Below are 21512 nucleotides of genomic sequence, written 5' to 3'. Positions count from 1 at the left end.
TTTGTTTTACAAAAAATGATGTAAAACATTATTTTTTTTCTAGTAGCGCCATGTAAAATCCGTCAAAACCTGAAAGATGTGCATAAATATTACTATCCTTTACAAAGGTAAAACATTTTCCAGCCTCGGATGTTAAGAAAAGGTCAACTTGTTGACGATTTTCAGAAGGTAAAATAGAGCAAGTTGCATACACCATTTTTCCACCAGGTTTTACCATTTTGGAATAATTTTGAAGAATTTCTTGCTGTGTTTTTTTGATTTCATTAATAAATTCAGGTTGTAATTTCCATTTAGAATCAGGATTTCTTCGCAAAACTCCCAATCCTGAGCAAGGTGCATCAATCAAAACTCTATCTGCTTTTTCATGCAGTTTTTTAATGACTTTTGTTGAGTCAATCACGCGTAAATCAATATTGTGAGCTTTGTTTCTACGAGCTCTAATTTTGAGTTTTTTGAGCTTACTTTCATAAATATCCATAGCAATGATTTGCCCTTTGTTTTGCATCAAAGCAGCTAAATGCAAGGTTTTTCCTCCTGCACCAGCACACGCATCTACTACTTTCATTCCAGGTTCAACATCCAAATAAGCAGCAACTAATTGCGAAGAAGCATCTTGCACTTCAAACAAACCTTCGTGAAATGATTCAGTTGTAAAAACATTGGCTCTTTCAACCAATTTTAACGCATTTGGATAATCAGTAATACTCTCAGTTTCAATATTTTCAACCTTAAGTTTTCGTTGCAACATTTCTTTGGTGGTGTTCAACGTATTGGTTCGTAAAACCACCTCTGCTTGTTTGTTAAGTGCTGCAATTTCTTTTGTCCAAAGTGCTTCACCTAATTCTTGTGCACCCAATTCATCCATCCAATCAGGAATGGATTCACGATATTTTCGGATTTTTGACAGCTCGTCAAATTTCCCTTTGATTCTTCTAACGGGAACATCACCAATTTGATTCCAATCTGGCAAAGGAATCCCTCTTAAAACACACCAAACAGAAAATAATCGCCAAATATTATCACGCTCATAAGGAACTTTTACTTCAGCAATTTCTGCATACAAACGATTCCAACGAACAATATCATAAATAGTTTCAGCTACAAATTTGCGATCTCTTGCGCCCCAACGTTTGTCTCTTTGCAAGGCTTTTTCAACAGCTTTGTCTGCATATTCACCTGCATTAAAAATATCACGAATGCTATCAATAACTGCGAAGGTTAAGTTTCTGTGTAATCTCATGGTTTATTTTAATCGGCAACAAAGGTACAAAATAGCTTTGTGTAGGCAGAAATAAAAATAAGGGAATTGTAGCGATTGTTTTTTTGATATAAGATTTTCAATATGATTAGATCCCAATTTCCACTTGAAAACGCAAATACCAATTTTCTTGTTTGGTATTATTAAAGAAATTCAAATTGGTTTTGGTTAATTCAGCTTGAATTTTAAAAGCATGCTCCCAAATATATTTGGTAATTCCGAGTGTATATTGATTGCTTTTTGGCGTTAAATTTTCGATAGATTGAAAAGGTTTTTGATGAGAAAATCGTGTTATAACTTCATAATTATTATCAAAAATATAACTCAATTGAGTATCAAAACCATTGCCTACAAAGACAAATTGTGTTTCATTAATGTTATTTGGATTTACGGTTATAGGGTCTTTAGCAGAACGTTCCATATAAGAAGTTTGGAAAGATAATCCTTTGTATTTAAACATAGCATCCAATAAAATAGAAGTCATATCGCGACTTTCAAAAAGGTTATTCCCTAAGGTACCTTGAGTTCTTCTGGCTTTTTCATTGAAATGAAATGAACCAGAAAGCATTACTTTAGGAGTTGATTCACGCTTGATATCACCTTCATATAAAGTACCGTCATTTTTAAAAACTCCAAGAGGAAACAATTCTAATTTTCCTGTATAAGCTAAACCATTATCAGGTTCTCTTGTCCAGTTTCTACCTTCACCAGTACTAATAGCTGTTTTTATATTGTAAGAAAATGTATTTTTAGATTCATTTAAATAATACACTTGCAATCCGAAATCACGATCAATGTTAAAACGGGCATTGTTGATAGATCTATCTGTTAGCTGCAAAGCCCCAGAAGAATTGACACGCTGTCTATTTCCAGGTAATTTGGTTTGTCCAAAACCAATATTCCAATGTTTGTTTGGTCTGTAAAAAACAATGGCATCTCTAATGACATTTAAGTTTTGACCATCTTCAATAGCACCAACATCATTAGGAGAAAAAGATAATTGAATCACATAAATAAATCTTGGATCACCAACATAACCATCAAATCGCAAACGCAAACGTCTGATGGCAGCTTCATAAGCAGGATCTGTATCTTCATCAACAATATAGGAAGCTCTGTTTTGCATCCTAAAACGGATATTTAATTGAAAAATACTATCAGGAGAGGTAATTCCAACTCCTTTTCCAAAGCTGTAATAAGGTAATGCAGATAATTTGATGTCATTGTTTTCCTGTGCTATACTATAAAAACAGGTACAAAAAAGAAGGAGTCCTAAAATATGTTTTTTCAAAAGGTTGATTTTAAGTTGCAAAATTACTATTTAAAAATTGATGTAATTAACATAAAAGTTGATAAAATTTATGTTTTTTTCCACACAAACAATGCTAAAACAACTGATGTGATTGCTGCTCCAATCCAAAAAATAGAAATGGTATCAAAATTGTAAATGACAATACCATCAACTGATGATTTGTTATTTTCTATCAAATAACCACTAGCAATATCTTGAATTCCTGCAGCAGCATAACTCATAATTCCAACAATACCCAAAGCAGCTCCAGAGGCTTTTTTAGAGACAATATCAACAGCCATTAAACCACCTAAATAGCAAATTAAGGCACCAATTCCTAAACCAAAGATAACCATGCTAAAAGCATCTAGCCACCACAAATTTTTTGGACCTAACAAGAAAAGACAAAGAGCCAGAACATTTAGTAATCCAAAAAATAGGGCAGGTTTATTTCTTCTGCCTTTAAAAAATTTATCAGAAACAAATCCTGAAGATGCTGTTCCTAAAATTCCACAAACAGCACTAATAGCCACTAAACTATTTGCTTGTGTGAGTGAATATCCTTTTGCAGTTTCAAAATAGTAAGGCCCCCAACTATTTACAGCATATCTAGAAATGTACATAAAAGCACTTGACAAAGCCAAAATCCAAACATAAGGATTTTTTAAAACGTCTTTTTGTTCTTGTAATGTGGAAGTTTTAACTTTTGAAAAATCTTTATTAACAGGAGGTAACCCTTTATTTTCTGGAGAGTCGTGAAAAAAGATTGAAATCATCAAAGCACCCAATAAGCCCACAATTGCTGCAGCTCTAAAACCCCATTGCCAACCAAAATAAGAAACAACAACAGCCGTTAAAATGTAAGTTAATGCTTCACCAATATTATGACTAGTACTCCAAAAACCATAAAAACTGCCTCTTTCAGCATCTTTATACCATCTTGATAATGAAACCACACTTGCTGGAGCACCCATAGATTGTACCCAACCATTAATTCCCCAACAAACAGCAAAAAACAAAAAAGAACTGGTAAATCCCATGATTAAATTCGCCAAAGCAGAAACTAAAAGTCCTGTTGCCATAAATCGTTTAATATTGCTATGGTCAGCTAAAAAACCATTGGTAAACTTACCAATTGCATATGCAAAAAATAGGGTAGAGCCTATGATTCCTAATTCTGTTTCTGTTAAAATTCCGGCATCAACAATAGGTTTTTTAACCACATTTAAACTCAATCTGCACACATAATACAGTCCATAACCTAGAGTTGCAGAGATAAAAACTTGCCATTTTAGTGATTTATATAATTTTAACTGTTCTGATTCAGAACCAATAATTGCGCTTGGAATTGATTTTTTGAAATATTGTATCATTTTTTTCAAATTAAAAAGGATGCAACTATGTTGTCACATCCTTAGTGTTAAATTAACTCAAATTAATACTCACTAAAATAATTATTGATGCAATCCTCTACTTCTTAAATATGTAAGAAGTAATTGAGGTCTGTCTGTTTGAATAATATCAATATGATTTTTAATAAACCAATCATATATTTTTATATCATTTACTGCGCTTTCATCATCATGACCAGCATTGTGTTGTGGCCATAAAGCATTGACCCAAATACTTGCACCTTTCTCTCTAATTTTTTTAAACTCTTTTAGAAATTTGATAGTATCTGTTTTTACAGTAAACTCAAATGCAATTGGTGGATATTCAGAATTCAAATATTCAGTTACAAATTTTTCAGATTCTTTATTTGGTAAACTTAATATGGGCATAAAATGTACTTTATTTAGGTACTCACCAAATTCTGCTTTTACTTGCGAAAGTTTTTTAGAACCCTTGATAACCACTTGTTGTAGTGTTCCTGTTTCTAAAATAATTTCATAACATTTATCAAAAATGGGATAACTTTTATCAAGATTTACTAATATTTTGTCTTTTGAAACAAGTAAAGCTTCTTTTAAAGTAGGAATTTTATGTTTAGTAACCATTCCTAATCCATCAACAAGATAAAGTTTTTTTAAAGAATCTAAAGTCCAATCTTTTACATATCCAACACCATTTGTAGTTCTATCAATAGTCTTATCATGCATTAAAACCAAATGACCGTCTTTAGTTTCCATAATGTCAATCTCAACCATATCAACTCCCATATCTATGCAATTTTGTATTGCTTGTAAAGAATTTTCAGGAGCATTTCGCCAATCTCCTCTGTGGGAAACAACAATAACTTGATTGTTATTGGAATCTTTCAAGTTGTCTATTTTTTCTTGAATAGATGATTTTTTTTCAGATAAAAATTTAGGTTGATTGGATTTACAACCTGCATTTAGTAAAAACAAACTAAAAAAAAGAAGGTAAAATGGTTTCATAAAGAAATATGAATTTTGTTAAAAATTTTAGAAAAACAAAAGCAATAAACCAATGTATTGCTTCTGTTTTAGTGTTGAATTATAGTATAATTATTTGATAATCAATTTTGTAGTGGCTACTTTATTATCAATAGTTACTCTTAAAATATAAATACCAGCATTTAAATTACTTGTACTAATTAGTTCGTTGTTTTCAATATTTTTTGAAAATACTTGTTTACCAAGCATATTTATAATTTCAATTGATTTCATACCATTTAAACTACTTGAAATATAAAATCCTCCATTATTTACAGGATTTGGATACACATTAAAATCATCAATAGCAGATATGTTTACAGTAGATAATGTAGCATCATTTGCATTTGATGTATGTCTTGCATTTCCACCATACATTGGCCATGCACCAGCTTGCAATCCTGTTGCAGTGGTTGTTAAAGCATACAATTTTCCTACACCTGCATCAGTAGCTGCAACATAAATTTTTCCATCTTTATCAATACCAACAGAAGAATTGATTTTATCTCCCAAGTCTAACATATCATAGGCTTCAGTACCATTACTATTCAACACATAAAAATTTCCTGTTGTAGTTCCAAAATAAATCCTGCCAAAATTGTCAATTGCAGGTACTACTTCAATTCCTCCACTTGCAGTAAAAGACCATTTTACTGAACCATCTGCAGGATTATATGCATTCAAAATACCTCCTGTATTTCCTAAATATACAGTTCCATCTGCTGCTACTGATGGTCCTCCTTGTTCAACATTCGTTCCTGTTAAAGTTACTGACCATTTTTCAGTTCCATCTACTGGATTGTATGCTTTTAATACTCCATCACCTGCTGTATTTAGTTTTGCTGATACATACACAGTTCCATCATTTCCTAAAGCAATTGCAGAACTAGCATAACCTCCAGTTTCTCCATATACAGCAGTCCATTTTTGAGTTCCATCAGGATTAATTGCATAAATACTTAAATTTGTGCTTACTGCATAAATGGTTCCATCTTTGGCAATTGCAGGAGTGCTATTAAAATCAATTCCAGCAGCAAAAACCCAATTTTGTGCTGTCAAATCAGCTTTTAAATTTCGAACTCCTCTGTCATTATTATTTCTTCCTAAAACATAAACATCACCATTTGTTGCAAAGGCTGGTGCTGTATAACGAATTCTAGAACCAATGTTCATTGTTCGTAAAGTATCTCCAGTTGCTGCATTAAAACGGAAAACTCTTCTGCTAAAATGTCCACCAATGTAAATTGAACCATCTGCACTTACAGAAGGACTTGATTGTATTTGATCAACTTTATCAAGCAATGTCCCTTCATTTACAGGTGCTTCCCATTTTAAAGTTCCATTAGGATTTATGGCAAATATATTTCTTGGTGTTGTGGCATAGGTAAGTGTATTTCTCGTGGTGTAATCGCAAGCAATATAAATGGTTCCATCTGATGCAATTGCAGGATTTGTTCTGTCAATTTTTTCAGGTAAGGCATAATTCCAAACTATTGTTGGAGTTTGCGCAAAAGCGAATAGTGTAAAAAATAATCCTAGTAAAGTGTAATTTTTTTTCATGATTGTTTGTATTAAATTAAAAATTAAGTTTAGAATGTTGATTGTTAAGACAGCTCTTTTTGAGAACCATCAATGATTGTATAATTAGTAAATTGTGATATTCGTTTACCTACCTGAATGCTTAGCGTTTTTAGCAAACATTGGCCATCCACTTGTTGCTAAACCAGTAGCATTTGTTTTTAATGCGTATAACTTTCCAATGCCAGCTTGGTTTGCGCCCACATAAATAGTTCCATCATTTCCAATTGCAGCAGCAGAAGTTATTTGATCTCCCAGTTTGGTGACTTTCCATTTCTTTTCTCCTTCTGGAGAAACTACGTGAAATGATCCTCCTGTATCACCAAAATAGATGTTTCCATCATTGTCAATGGCAGGCACAACTTCAATTGGAGAATCAACAGGATATACCCATTTTTGAGTTCCATCAGGATTGTATGCAACCATTTGTTTGTCATGACCACCTAAATAAATTGTTCCATCAGGAGCAATAGCTGGTCCTCCATGATTTACTTTTTCTGTTAAACCAACTGTCCATTTTAAACTACCATCAACAGGATTGTAAGCAGATAAAATTCCTTTGAATGTTGGGTTATCAGCATTTCCTTCACCCGCAAAATAAATAGTGCCATCTGCACCAATTGCAGGTGTGGTAGCTGTCCAAGTTCCGTATTTTACATTCCATTTTTCAGTACCATCAGGATTGATTGCGTATAAAAATCCGTTCATAGCACCAATATATATAGTGCCATCTGTTGCAATGGTTGCAGTTGCATTGAAATTGATTCCCACACCAAAAATCCAATTTTCAGTGGCTAAATCAGGGTTCAAATTTCTGACACCTCTGTCATTGTTATTGTAATTTCCAATAATCACAGAACCATCTAAACCAAAAGTTGGTGCACAATAACGTATTCTTGAATTGGTTTTAAAACTATTTTCAATTGCTCCATTTCCTGCATTTATTTTGTAAATAAAGCGTTCAAATAAACTTGTCATATAAATAGATCCGTCATTTGAAATAGATGCAGAAGATTGTATTTGGTCTGATTGCGCTCCATTTGGGAGTAATGTTTTCCAAACTTCCGAACCATTTTTTAAAGCATAAAAGTTAGGATTTCCAGCAGCTCTGTTAGGTTCTGTAATTCCTATAAAAACAGTTCCATCATCTGAAACAGCAGGAGAGGAGTATGAAATTGATCCGGGTAAATCATAAGACCATAATCGAATTGGTTCAACAACTACAGTTAAATCCAACACTTTAAAAAATTCATTGACATTTACGTTTCCGTTATTATCAGTAACTGTTAATACCACTGTATAATTACCTAAGTCAAAGGTATGAGTTGGCGATTGTTCTGTTGAAGTTGTGCCATCACCAAAATCCCAATGCCAAGAAACAATTTTTCCATTTTGGTCAAAAGAAGCATCTTTAAAAATACCCAAAACTGCAGTGTTATTGTTAACTATTCTTATTTCACTTGAAAATGCTGCTACTGGTTTGGTATCTATCACATCATTGTCATGAGTACATGAAATCATTCCAAACATGAAAATGACCATAATCAACGGAAGTGTTTTTATAATTTTTTTCATAATTCGTTAATTTAAATTTTTTTGTTGTAAATAGTTTTTGATATAGGCAGGATGATCTGTTTGTACAACACTTCCTTTTAAAAAAATAAATCGATCTATCAACTGATTATTATTAGATTGTGGAGTTACACTTGTGTTTACATAAACGTTTGCATATACAGCCCATCCTTTTTCTTTGGCTTTGTCAATTAATGTTGCATTAAAAGAGTTTTCAGAATAATGAATAGTAGTCAAGTTTGTGGTATTGTATGCATTGAATTGAGTTTCATTATCAATAAAAGGAAGCACAACTATAGTAGCATCTTTTGCAATCATTGATCTTATGAGATTATTGTCTTTGGTATAAAACTGTACTTGTTTTAACATGCCATATTGTTTAGCCAAATCATAAACTTTTGTAAAAGGTGCTTTGTTATCAATATCAAGATTGATGTATATTTTTCCTCTTGTTTTGGTAAATACCTCTTTTAAAGTTGGAATTTTTTCATTCGTTAAAGTACCATTTGATTTTTCTAAATTGAACTGTTGCAATTCTTGTAAGGTGAAATTACTTACATCTCCAGTTCCGTTTGTGGTTCTTTGAATTGTGGCATCATGCATTAAAACCAATTGACCATCTTTGGTTTGACGAATGTCAATTTCAATCATTTCAATGGCATTGTCTATAGATGACTGAATTGCAGATAGTGAATTTTCTGGTTTGTCTATTGCAATTGCTCTGTGAGCACAAACCATCATTTTACCATTCAATGAATTCAGTTTGTCTTTCAAGGTTACTCTTCCATTGATGTCGCTTGAAATGGACACAGCCAATTCTTTAGAAACTGATTTTTGCTGACCTGAAGAGGTAATAGTTAATTTTACAATATAATTTCCTACGGTTGTAAAGCTGTGTGATGGGTTTTGTTGATTGGAACTATTTCCATCACCAAAATCCCAGTTTACGGCATCAATTGTTCCAGTAGAAGTATTTGTAAACTGTACACTTTCTCCTGCAAAAATATCTTCGCTGTTTACCGAAAATGAAACAGTAACAGTTCCTGGATTTACAATCGTTTCATCTGCTGAACAAGCAACTAAAAGAAGAAAGACAAAGACTTTTGATTGTTTTACAATATTTAAAATTATTTCTTTCATAATGATTTACCAGTTAGGATTTTGAACTAAGTTTGGGTTTAATTGAATGTCACCTAAAGGAATAGGATAGAGGTAATCTCTGCTTTCATTGAACAGTTTTATCCTATCAGCAAAAGGAACTAAATTGCCACTATTACCATTTGATAAAGTAATTACGCCTCCAATTTCTACTTTTTGAGGTGCAGAAGTTGATGATGAACCTCTGTATAATTCTATGTCTAATGATCCATTGTTATCCAAATCAAAAGCTCCTAAACCACTGAAATACATTCCTTTAAAATAATTTTCTAAAAGTTTTCCACTTTTCCATCTCATCAAATCATCATACCTAAAACCTTCTAATACAAGTTCTATTCTTCTTTCTCTTCTTATTTCTAAGATAATTCCACTGCTTACATTTGGATATGTTGCTTGTAAAATTGGATCAGGAGTTGCGTTTGCAGTAGTTAAACTTAAATTAGGCATGCCAACACGATCTCTTAATTTTTTGATAGAAATATCAATATCATTTTGAGTAATATTTCCTAATTCAGCTTTTGCTTCAGCATAGTTTAACAATACTTCTGCATAACGAATTATAGGCAAATCTTGATATCCTGCTTGAAAACCATCTTGTGAAACATCAGCCACAAATTTGGCAATTTGATAGCCACTGATTGCTGCTGAAAAATCTGGTAAAACTGCAGTATTAGAACCTATACGTCTGTATCCTGGAGTACGAATTGTTTGATACATTCTTGGATCTCTATTTCTTGTTTCATCAAAAAATCGAAATGTCTGGTAATTGGGTAAAGAGGTAAAAGGTTGACCGTTATTTAGCAAATAAGAATCTACAATAGATTTTGTTAAACCTACATCACTTTGAGTAGGAGAGGTGAAATAATAGTTGATACTGTTAATAACATTCAAACCTAAACTATATCTTCTTGTAAGCATTATTTCATCTTCAATTGCATCATCAGCAGCAAATAAATCTCTGTAATCATTTGCAGTATTTCCTGTATAATATATTTGATATGGTCCTTCGTCAATCACTCTTTTTGCAGCTTCTTGCGCCAAATTCAACAGTTCATTTGCTCCAGAAAGTCCTAAATTAGTATGGTATTTTCTAAAAGTACCTTCAAATAAACAAACACGTGATTTTAATGCTAAAGCTGTCCATCTGTTTACTCTATCTGATGCTTTTTCAATACCTAGGTTTTCAATTGCTTTGTCTAAATCTTCAATAATTTTTTCTACAACAAATTGTCTTGAATCTCTTGGTTTTAATAATAGCTCAGTATCTCCAGTTCCAATTACTTGGTCATACCAAGGCACGCCTCCAAATCTTTTTAGTTTGTTGTAATAAAAATAAGCTCTAAAAAAGTAGGCAACACCACTGTATTCTTTTTTAGCAGCTTCATCTGTACAACGTTCGTAGTTTTCGAAAAAGATGTTTATTTTTCGCAAATCATCCCAACTCCAACCACTACTTCCAGCTTCTGCAGGAATTAATCTTTGTCCTGTTTGTTCTAATGGAACTCCATTAAAAAGAACATTGTCACTTAAATTATCGCTTTCAATAACACCACCAAAACCTGGTAAATCATTGTAAAAACTATTGGTGTATAATTCTAAATCTGCTGCTGTATTAAATGAGTTTTCAGGAGAAATTTCAGACAATGGAAATCGATCTAAAAATTCATCATTACACGCAGAAAAAGAAATCAATAACGTAAATAAAATCGCTGTTTTTTTCATTTTATATTTTTTAAAGTTTGATGTCAAGTCCAAAAACATAGGTTTTTGTAAATGGATAATCATTGCCATTTCCTAATTGTTCTGGGTCAACTGTTCTATCAGGATTGTTTTTATACAAAGGAGAGAATGTAAACAAATTGGTTCCTGTTGCATACAAACGCAAACTACTTACATGAAGTTTTTTTGCAATATTGTCTGGTAACGTATATCCAAGTGTGATATTTTTGATTCTCAAATACGCAGCATTTTGTAGGTATTTATCAGAATTTACTCCTAATTGAGCACCTTCATAAGGTCCACCTCTTTCAGCATATACTGCCAATCTTGGAAAATAGGCTGTTGGATTTTCAGGAGTCCAAGCCATACTTTCGATACTTTTTGGATAAAAATTGTTGTATTGTCTTGAAAAAGGTCCCCAGAAAAAGCCATTATCAGTTCCAGGATTCCAATCACGTTGCATAATTCCTTGTGCAAAAATGTTCAAATCAAAACCTCCAAATTCTGCTCCAATCACAAAGTTGTAGTTGTATCTTGGATTGGTATTTCCGATTCTTCTCAAATCTCCAGGATTATTCAATGTTCTATCTCCTGAAGAAATAATCCCATCTCCATTTAAATCTGCAAATTTAATATCACCTGCAACAGGATGATTGATTAAATAGTTGTTTCTAATGCGCTCATTTACCCTAGTTTGGTCAGCGTGATTTAAGTATTCATCATCTGTTTGAAAGAAACCTTCTACAGTATATCCCCAAATTTCACCAACTTCTTGGCCAATATAAAACTGTTGAAAATCGCCATTTGGATTGTCAAATTTGGTGATGTGTGTTCTACTATCACCCAAAGAAAAAGCCAAGTTATATTTGAAAGGTTTTGTGCCAATTTCAAATTGATCACGCCATTTTATAGAAAGTTCAAATCCTTTTGTTCTTAAATCGGCTGCATTTTCATCTGGTTCGTTTGCGCCAAAAACCGATGGTAATTGTGCGCCTTGTGTAAGCATATCTTTGATATCTCTAGTATACCAATCAAAACTTGTACTGAACTTATTATTGAATGATGAAAAATCGATACCAAAATTCAGTGTTTCTGATTTTTCCCAAGTAAAGTTTGATGAAACAGGATTTGGCGAAGAAAAATAATTGATTCTAGCATCATCAACAATATAATTACTTTGGTTGATAGATAAGGAAGAAATGTAATCATAAGCTCCTACATTTTGGTTTCCTAAAGATCCAAAAGAAGCTCTTAACTTTAAGTTATCAATATATGGTTTAAATTTTGTCCAGAATTTTTCTTCACTAATTTTCCAAGCTGCTGAGGTTGATGGAAAAAATCCAAGTCTGTTATTTGAGGGAAATCTAGATGATAAATCGAATCTACCATTAAATTCAATCAAATATTTATCGGAAATATTGTATTTAAATCTGTAGAAACCAGCTCTAATTGCCCATTCTTCTTCAACTGAATTTAAGAAAATATTAGTACCTGTAGCTAAATTGAAAGAGTTTAAATTGTCTGAAAGATTTCCATTTCTGCTAGCAATATTTCGTTTAAAAGTTTCCCATTCTTGATTGTAACCAACCAAAGCTGTCAACGTATGATTTTCTATTGGATTAAATGTGTAATCTACATAAGCATTGATTGCTTGATACAAGCTTCTTCGTTCTAATTCTTTGTAAATCTGTGTATTTTCTTTGTAAAGTTCAATGCCTGCTCCATTTGGTTGATTTGTAAATGGAGTAGAAATAATGCGAACCCATTCACTTTGACTTCTATTTCTAAAACTATAATCTGCTTTTACTTCAAGGCCTTCAATAATATTGATAGATACTGTACTTGTGTTGAAAACTTCAAAATCGTTTTCTTCAGCACCACTTTTTCCATATAATAAATCTGCAAAAGTTCCGTCTGCAATATCTCTGTTATTGGTATAAGCACCTCTAATAATTAAAGAACCATCAGGATTTCTAGGCAAATAAAGTGGCGAAGCGTGATAGGTAAATTTTCGCCAATCTTCGCTATTGCTTGCTCCACTTACATTTCGTGCATTTGTTGCAGGTTCTGTATAATTTTTACTAAATAAATTGATGGAGTTTGAGACGTTCAACCATTTGTTTGGTTTTGCTTCAATTTTAGCTCTGATATTATAGGTATTTAAAACATCTTTATTGATTTTATAAATTCCATCTCTAGCATAATATCTCCCTGATAAATAAAATTTCATTTTTTCATTTCCACCAGATAAACTCACATTATGTTCTTGTGAAGCTTGCATATTGCTAAACATGGTATTCCACCAATCTGTATTTCCATAATGCACATAACGTTCAGCACCATTAACTGTTTTTATCAAAACTGATGGCAAAGTTGGGTCTAATCTTCTGGCTTCTAAATAATCGTAATCTTCTTGAGTATAGCCAAGATAGGTGCTTGAATTTTCTAAAAGACTCAATTTATCACTCAATCTTGCCCAATCCAATCCATCAGTAATAAAATTATCGGTTCTAATTGTTGGAGAACTCCAACCAAAATTGGTGTTATAATTTACTTTTATATCTCCTGATTTTGCGCCTTTGGTTGTAATTAAAATAACCCCAAAAGCTGCTCTAGCTCCATAAATAGAAGCTGATGCAGCATCTTTTAAAACCGAAATAGATTCAATATCTCTTGGATTAATTCTGTTTAAATTTCCTTGAATTCCATCAATTAAAATAAGTGGATTTCCTCCATTTATAGAGCCAATTCCACGAATATTAATATCTGCTTCTTCATTAATACCACCATTACTTAGCGTAACATTTAAGTTTGGAGCAACTCCCTGTAAAATTTGACTGGTATTTGTACCAATATTGTTGGCTATTTGACGCTCGTTAATAGATTCAATTGCGCCTGTAAGATTTGCTTTTTTTACAGCTCCATAACCAACAACTACAATTTCATCCAATTGGCTGGCATCCTCTTTTAACACAACTTTGAAAAAAGTTTCTTTACCTATTGCAATTTCTTTGCTAGAATATCCTAAAAATGAAACTACTAAAATGGTGTTTTCATTGTCAATTTCTAATGAAAATTTACCATCAAAATCAGTTTGAATTCCTTTGGTTGTTCCTTTTATAAGAACTGAAGCTCCTGGTAAAGGAATGTCATTTTCATCAGTAATAATTCCTGAAATTTTAATTGGTTGTATATTATTGTCTAAAATCGGGGGAACAATAACAGTAGTTTCTTTAGATTTTAGAATAATTTGATTTCCTGTAACCGAAAATACAATAGACGAATTTGAAAATAATTTCTTTAAAACATCCGAAAGCATTTCATTTTTTGCCTTGATAGTTGTTTTTCGTTGATAATCAATTTCTTTGTCTTTGTAAATAAATTTGAAAGTAGTTTCAGATTCTATTTTATTAAATACCGTTTCTAAACTTACGTTTTCTAAATCTAAGGTAACTTTAGTCTTTTGCGAATAGAGATCTGTCGCATAAACTTGAAAAAGAGATATTAAAATCAATAATAGCGTAGTAATCCTCATTTTTGTAGTGAGATTTAACGGAAAAGAGTGATGAACTCTCATCCTAATTACTTTTTTCATATTTTTGTAGTGTATTAAGTGATTAATTAGTTGTAGTCACAAAATGTAATCGGAAGGTGTTCCAGCATCTTTCGATTTTTTTTTCAATTTTATGACTTTGATTGTAGGTGTAAAATTGTTATGTCATAGAATTTTATTTTTTAAGTTTATTGATTAGTATTTTGTTTCCATTGATTTGGTAGTTGATAGGATGAATCTCGTTAATTACATCAAAAACTTGATCAATAGTTTCTGTATCAAAAGTTGCAGTGATAAATTCTTCACCTAAATCACTATCATTATTAGTGATTTCAACATTGTAATGTCTTTCTAATTTTTTGATAATACTATTAAATTTCATGTGTTTCAAAATAATTTTACCATTAATCCAAGCTGTATGTATTTCAATATCAGCTTTTTCAATTGTGGCTTTTTGTAATTTTGAATTCCAATCTGCTTTAAATCCGGGTTTTAATAAAGTGGCTTTTGTTACATCATAAGCTACATCTGTAGCATATAAATTTACAGCTCCTTCTACTAAAACAGTTGAAATTGTGGCATCTTCAGGATAGGCACTTACATTAAATTGCGTCCCTAAAACTCTTACATTTACATTGTTGTTTTGAACAATAAATGGATGATTTTCGTCTTTAGTAACATCAAAATAAGCCTCTCCTGATTCTATAAATACTTGTCGATTTTGACCTTTTAAAAATCGAACTGGATATTTCAAAGAAGTTCCTGCATTTAAGGTAACTTTTGTTCCATCAGACAAAACAACAGCAAAACGTTTTCCATAAGGAACTTTCAAGGTATTGTAAACAAGTTTTTCAATACCGTCTTTTGCTTCATACACCAATTCATTGCCTTTTTGGTTTCCAAGAACTGTTCCTTTTGCATCTTGAATCGTAAAAGAACCATCTTCTTCCAACACTTTTATATTCCCATTTTCTAAGGTTAATGTTATTTTTTCAGAAGGAATTTCGATGGTATTTTCTGTTAATTCGTTTGTGTTGAAATAGAAATATCCCACAGATAATAAGAGTGCAATTGCTGCAGCATAAGAAATGAAAACAGAAGTTCTTTTCAATTTGCGTACTTTTTTCTCTTTTTTGATAAAAGTTTCTAATTTTTGTTGAGCCAAATGGGTATCAAACTCTTTCAAGTTTAAATCAATCAAATAATTTATTTTTACATAATTGATAAAATACTTTTGATGAGTTGCATCTTCTTCCAACCACTTTTCCAAAGCTTCTAATTCCATGACAGAAGCCTGCTTATTAAGATATTTTATAATAATATTTTGAAATTTTTCTGAAGTCATCTTTATTAAGATTATATTACTAAAACGTTACAATTTTGCTATACCCTAACTTTTTTAGGTACTTTTTTTCTACATTCGCATTATTAATTTCAAAAAAATATAATATTCAAAAATGAAGGTTGTTTATTTAAATGACATAGATTTGATTGCAGCTCTTAAAAAGGGCGATACAAATGCCTATAATTTTTTAGTAAACACCTATCATAAAAAATTGTGTGTCTATGCTTTTAGTCTTACAAATGATAATGATTTAGCAGAAGATATTGTACAAAATGTGTTCATGAATATTTGGAAATCTAAACGCAAATTGAAAGAAGATTTTGTCGTTAAAAGTTACGTGTATAAATCTGTTTACAATGAGTTTATAGACCAATATCGAAAAAACAAAGCAGTACTTTCACTCGAAAAAAAGCATATTGAAGCCTTAACGTATATTGTAGAAGAAGAGGATGAAAAATCGATTGAAAGATTGGTAGCAATCGTAAAAAATGAGATTGAAAATTTACCACCAAAATGCAAAGAAATTTTTTTATTAAGTAAAGAAGAAGGACTCACCAATATCGAAATTGCTGAATATTTGAATGTTTCCATAAAATCTGTTGAGGCTCATATTACCAAAGCATTTGCTATATTAAGATCCTCGATTGGCGATAAAATTGAAGGGATTTTGTTTTTGCTTTTTGGCAAAAAGGGAGTTGTAAATTTAAGTAACAATTAAAAATCCCAACAATACTATATTCATATTTTTTTTGAAGATATTTATATACTTTATATTTTAATTTCAATAAATTAAATCCTCAATTTATCAAAGAAAAAATAATTATTTAAAAGGATTGCTCCATTTAGCATTAGTATCAATACTAGTATCTGTCAATGTTTTTAAAAAGGCCACCAAAGCGGCTTTTTCAGTTTCCGTAAAATTTAGGCGAATTGGATTTCCATTGGCATCTGTAAGTGCTGGAGAGAGAGTAGGATGTGCTTGTATACCACTATTGTAATGTTCTACAACTTCTTCTAGAGTTGCAAAACGTCCATCGTGCATATAAGGCGCAGTCAATTCTATATTTCGTAAAGTTGATGTTTTAAATCGTCCCACAAAAATTGGATTAGGAAAAACAGCACCTGCACCTAAATCGTTTGTTGAGCTGACATCCAATCCGTTATTTTGAGGTCCAGGATTTGCACTAATAAAAGCCTCTGTAGTATGACAACCAAAACACGCACCACCACCATTCGGAATTGTTTGAAAAAATAAATTTTTACCCATGTTTTCTTGTGCAGTAAAATTAGAAAAATTTGCACCTGGAGCTGCAGCTAATGCTCTGCCTTGATCGTATTTGCTATTAAAACTAACAATACTTCTTACAAATTGTGCCAACGCTTTCGAAATTTTGTCTGATGTTATTTCTCTTGATCCAAACGCACTTTCAAACAAGTCAAGATAGTAAGTTTGCTTTGCTACATTGCTCACAACTTCCTCTAAAGTCATTCCCATTTCTACAGGGTCTTGAAAAGGCATCAATACTTGTTCTTCTAAAGTGCTGGCTCTTTCATCCCAAAAAAAACGTCCTCTTTGATAAAAGCGAGCATTGATCAATGTCATGGAATGACGTCCTGTAAATCCGCCTTCAAAACCAATACTTAGCTTTTCATCATCCGAAAAACCTTTATCCTGTTTATGACACGAAGCACAAGAAACAGTGCCGTTAGCACTCAAACTTTTATCATAAAACAACACGCGTCCAAGAGTTGCACCTTCATTGGTAATTGGATTACTAGTAGGTGTATTGTCAGTACCATTGATGGATGTTGGTAAGGGCTGCCCAGGAACATTGGTTGTAAAATGGCTTGGTAAATTTAAATTGATGTAATCAAATGGAGTAGAGGGGAGATTTAAAGGGCTCTCTTCAATAGCAGTATAAGTTTCTTCTTTACTACAAGACAAAAGGGTGCTTACAATTATAACTGCAATCGCTAAAAAAACTGGATGGACGCTTTTCATTATAAATGGGTTAAGTGAGTGAGTACGCAGTTTAGACCCTTGAAATCTGTAAAAGTTTAACTGTTGAATTTTATTTATAAAAAAATCTATAAAATACTTTATGAAATTTTATTCAATAAACACATTTTCAATAATTTACAAATTTACGATTTATAAAAAATCCGCAAAACAAGAAGTTACTTTGCGGATTGTAAATCTATTTTAATAAGTTGTGGTTTATTTTACTACCCAACTACCACTTTCTATCAACGGAATGGCTTGCTTGAATTTTACTTCTTTTTCTTCACCAGTCATTACATTTTTAATGGTTACTTTTTCGTTTCTACCAATTTTGGGTTGCTCTCTTACAATCGTTTCAACAGGTGCTTGTTGCTGTTGTCTTGAATTGGCAATGGCTTGTTCAGTACTGTTTTTAACATCAGCTTTGCTGGTATTTAAACGTTCTCTTTTTGTTTGACGCGCTTCCGAAATTTGATTTACGCTTTGATTAGGCAATTCTCCCTTAAACAAGAATGATAAAACTTCTTTATTAATTTCATCAACCGTAAGTTTAAACAATTCAAAAGCTTCGAATTTATAAATCAATAATGGATCTTTTTGTTCGTAAGAGGCATTTTGTACAGACTGTTTCAAATCATCCATTTTACGCAAATGCTCTTTCCAATTTTCATCAATAATTGCTAGGGTGATGTTTTTTTCAAAATCGGTAATCAAACTTTTTCCTTGCGTTTCATAAGCCTCTTTTAAGTTGGTAACTACTTGCAATGATTTGATACCATCTGTAAAGGGCACTACAATTCGCTCATAACGATCACCTTCGTTTTCATAAACACCTTTAATTACAGGGTAAGCCAACACTGCATTTTTTTCAATTTTCGATTTGTAATGAGCCGTTACAATTTCGTATAACTTATCAGTAATTTCTTTCTCTGATAATTTTTCAAAATCTACTTCACTAATAGGAGAAGTCATGGATGAAAAACGAATCAATTCAAACTCAAAATTCTGAAAATCTTTTACAGCTTTGTTTTTAGTTACAATCGATTCGCAAGTATCATAAATCATGTTAGCAATATCAACTTGCAAACGTTTTCCGTCTAAAGCATTGCGTCTTCTTTTGTAGACAAATTCACGTTGTGCATTCATAATATCATCATACTCTAACAAACGCTTACGAATACCAAAGTTGTTTTCTTCTACTTTTTTCTGAGCACGTTCAATAGATTTTGTAATCATAGAATGCTGAATCACTTCGCCCTCTTTCAAACCCATTCTGTCCATCATTTTGGCAATTCTGTCAGATCCAAACAAACGCATCAAGTTGTCATCTAAAGCTACATAAAATTGTGATGAACCCACATCTCCTTGACGTCCAGCACGTCCACGTAACTGTCTGTCAACACGTCTTGAGTCATGACGTTCTGTACCAATAATTGCCAAACCACCTGCTTTTTTTACTTCTTCAGTTAGTTTGATGTCTGTTCCACGTCCTGCCATATTAGTTGCAATGGTTACCACACCAGGTTTTCCTGCCTCAGCAACAATATCAGCTTCGCGTTTGTGTAATTTGGCATTTAAAATATTGTGTGGAATTTTGCGCATTTGCAACATTCTTCCTAACAATTCCGAAATTTCAACAGAAGTAGTACCAACTAAAACGGGTCTTTTTTCAGAAACCAATTTTACAATATCTTCAATAACCGCGTTGTATTTTTCGCGAGAAGTTTTGTACACTAAATCTTCTTTATCTTCTCTAGTTACTGGTTTGTTTGTGGGTATTTCAACAACATCAAGTTTATAAATTTCCCAAAATTCGCCAGCTTCAGTAATTGCAGTACCTGTCATACCTGCCAATTTGCGGTACATTCTAAAGTAGTTTTGCAAGGTAACTGTAGCAAAAGTTTGAGTAGCGTCTTCAATTTTTACATTTTCTTTGGCTTCAATGGCTTGGTGCAATCCGTCTGAATAACGACGACCATCCATAATACGGCCAGTTTGCTCATCAACAATCATCACTTTGTTGTCCATCACTACATACTCTACGTCTTTTTCAAAAACGGTGTAGGCTTTTAACAATTGATTCATGGTGTGAATTCGCTCACTCTTAATGCTGAAATCGCGGTACAATTCTTCTTTTAAAGAAGCTTTTTCTTCAGCAGATGCATTAGATTGATCAATTTCGCCCACTTTTACGCCAATATCTGGCAATACAAAAAAGTTATCGTTTTTAGTGATTTCAGATAAATGCGCAATTCCTTTATCGGTTAAATCAATTTGATTGTTTTTCTCTTCAACAACAAACCACAAATCTTCGTCCACTTCTGGCATCAATTTGTTGTTGTCTTGCATGTAGTGATTTTCGGTTTTTTGCAACAATTGTTTTACACCTTCTTGTGATAAAAACTTAATCAAAGCTTTGTTTTTGGGTAAACCTCTGTAGACTCTTAATAATAAAAATCCACCTTCTTTATCTTTTCCTTCTGAAATTAGTCTTTTAGCTTCTGCCAAAACGCCCACCAAATGTTTGCGTTGCAAATCTACCAAATCAGCCACTAAAGGTTTTAGTTCGTTAAATTCGTGTCTGTCTCCTTGTGGCACAGGACCTGAAATTATTAATGGCGTTCTTGCATCATCAATCAAAACAGAATCTACCTCATCAATAATGGCATAATTAGGTGCTCTTTGTACTAAATCATCTTTTGAGCTGGCCATGTTATCACGTAAATAATCAAAACCAAACTCGTTGTTTGTTCCGTAAGTTATATCTGCATTGTAGGCTTTTCTTCGGGCATCAGAGTTGGGTTGATGATAATCAATACAATCTGTAGAAAGACCGTGAAATTCAAAAATTGGTCCCATCCAAGCGCTATCACGTTTTGCCAAATAATCGTTTACAGTAACCACATGAACTCCTTTACCAGAAAGAGCATTCAAATACACAGGCAGAGTAGATACCAAGGTTTTTCCTTCACCAGTCATCATCTCAGCAATTTTCCCTTGATGCAAAACAGATCCCCCAATCAATTGCACATCATAATGAACCATATCCCAAGTAACTGGTTTCCCAGCAGCATCCCAAGAATTTGCCCAATATGCTTTGTCATTTTCTAAAGTGATGTGTTTTCTAATGGCAGATAATTCTCTATCAAAAGGTGTTGCAGTAACTTCAATTTCTTCGTTATTTACAAAACGAATGGCAGTTTCTTTTACCACAGCAAACGCCTCAGGCATTATCGCAGATAGCACTTCTTCTGAAGCCTTATAAGAAGCATCTTTTAAATTGTCAATTTCGGTGTAAATCTCTTCTTGACGATCAATTGTTGCAAGTTTTGCTTCTTCTTCTAAAATATTGATTTTGTCTTCAAACTCTTTAGTGGCTGCAGCAATTCTTTCTTTGAATTCTACTGTTTTTGCACGTAATTCATCATGGGAAAGTTTCGAAATTTCGGCCTCAAATTTTTTGACGTTATCTATAATAGGTTGTAAACTTTTTAGGTCTTTTTGTTGTTTGTCTCCTACAAAAAGTTTGATAAGATTATTTAAAATATTCATTTCGTATGTTTTAGTTCAGCTGTTTTCTTGGCTGAATTTTATGGTTAGTACTCAGAAAAAACTTTTCTGAAAAATACGGTTTGTTGTT

General features: G+C 32.5%; 13 protein-coding genes. 1 reads left to right on the top strand and 12 read right to left on the bottom strand.

Annotated elements, in window-relative coordinates:
- Positions 1-28: 28 nt before the first annotated feature.
- The 10 genes from WHA43_RS03555 to WHA43_RS03510 form a co-directional block, all read right to left on the bottom strand.
- Entirely contained in the window at positions 29-1240 is a 1212-nt protein-coding gene (locus WHA43_RS03555; protein ID WP_105045765.1) for an RsmB/NOP family class I SAM-dependent RNA methyltransferase, read from the bottom strand.
- Between the two features lie 106 nt (positions 1241-1346).
- Positions 1347-2549 carry a porin gene (locus WHA43_RS03550; protein ID WP_226742807.1) on the bottom strand — a complete coding sequence of 401 codons (1203 nt, stop codon included), beginning with the start codon at positions 2547-2549 and terminating at the stop codon, positions 1347-1349.
- 68 nt (positions 2550-2617) lie between these two features.
- Positions 2618-3922, bottom strand: a complete 1305-nt coding sequence (locus tag WHA43_RS03545) for an MFS transporter (RefSeq protein ID WP_105045764.1) — start codon at positions 3920-3922, stop codon at positions 2618-2620.
- Positions 3923-4003: 81 nt separating this feature from the next.
- Positions 4004-4927, bottom strand: coding sequence for a glycerophosphodiester phosphodiesterase family protein (locus WHA43_RS03540; protein ID WP_105045763.1), 924 nt, complete (start codon positions 4925-4927; stop codon positions 4004-4006).
- Between the two features lie 90 nt (positions 4928-5017).
- Entirely contained in the window at positions 5018-6505 is a 1488-nt protein-coding gene (locus tag WHA43_RS03535) for a PQQ-binding-like beta-propeller repeat protein (RefSeq protein ID WP_105045762.1), read from the bottom strand.
- 105 nt (positions 6506-6610) lie between these two features.
- Entirely contained in the window at positions 6611-8098 is a 1488-nt protein-coding gene (locus WHA43_RS03530; protein ID WP_105045761.1) for a PQQ-binding-like beta-propeller repeat protein, read from the bottom strand.
- A 6-nt stretch (positions 8099-8104) separates the two neighbouring features.
- Positions 8105-9235: a glycerophosphodiester phosphodiesterase family protein gene (locus WHA43_RS03525; protein WP_105045760.1), complete on the bottom strand. Its 1131-nt coding sequence runs from the start codon at positions 9233-9235 to the stop codon at positions 8105-8107.
- Positions 9236-9241: 6 nt separating this feature from the next.
- Positions 9242-10975 (bottom strand): RagB/SusD family nutrient uptake outer membrane protein, encoded by a 1734-nt coding sequence (locus WHA43_RS03520; RefSeq protein WP_105047274.1) that lies wholly within the window; start codon positions 10973-10975, stop codon positions 9242-9244.
- Between the two features lie 10 nt (positions 10976-10985).
- Positions 10986-14567, bottom strand: a complete 3582-nt coding sequence (locus tag WHA43_RS03515) for a TonB-dependent receptor (RefSeq protein WP_105045759.1) — start codon at positions 14565-14567, stop codon at positions 10986-10988.
- Positions 14568-14700: 133 nt separating this feature from the next.
- Positions 14701-15870, bottom strand: coding sequence for a FecR family protein (locus tag WHA43_RS03510; protein WP_105045758.1), 1170 nt, complete (start codon positions 15868-15870; stop codon positions 14701-14703).
- A gap of 112 nt (positions 15871-15982) precedes the next feature.
- Here WHA43_RS03510 and WHA43_RS03505 point away from each other — a divergent pair, with 112 nt between their 5' ends.
- Positions 15983-16588, top strand: coding sequence for an RNA polymerase sigma factor (locus tag WHA43_RS03505; protein ID WP_105045757.1), 606 nt, complete (start codon positions 15983-15985; stop codon positions 16586-16588).
- Positions 16589-16690: 102 nt separating this feature from the next.
- Here the strand turns inward: WHA43_RS03505 and WHA43_RS03500 are convergent, their stop codons facing one another.
- Together WHA43_RS03500 and secA are read right to left on the bottom strand one after the other, a co-directional pair.
- A complete protein-coding gene (locus WHA43_RS03500) occupies positions 16691-17872 on the bottom strand; it encodes a cytochrome-c peroxidase (protein ID WP_105045756.1) in 1182 nt (393 codons plus the stop codon).
- A gap of 216 nt (positions 17873-18088) precedes the next feature.
- Positions 18089-21424 (bottom strand): preprotein translocase subunit SecA, encoded by a 3336-nt coding sequence (gene secA / locus WHA43_RS03495; protein WP_105045755.1) that lies wholly within the window; start codon positions 21422-21424, stop codon positions 18089-18091.
- Positions 21425-21512 lie beyond the last annotated feature (88 nt).

Source organism: Polaribacter gangjinensis, assembly GCF_038024125.1.
GTDB lineage: Bacteria > Bacteroidota > Bacteroidia > Flavobacteriales > Flavobacteriaceae > Polaribacter > Polaribacter gangjinensis.
The sequence above is the reverse complement of the archived record's forward strand: the minus strand, read 5'-3'. Positions and strand labels throughout refer to the sequence as shown.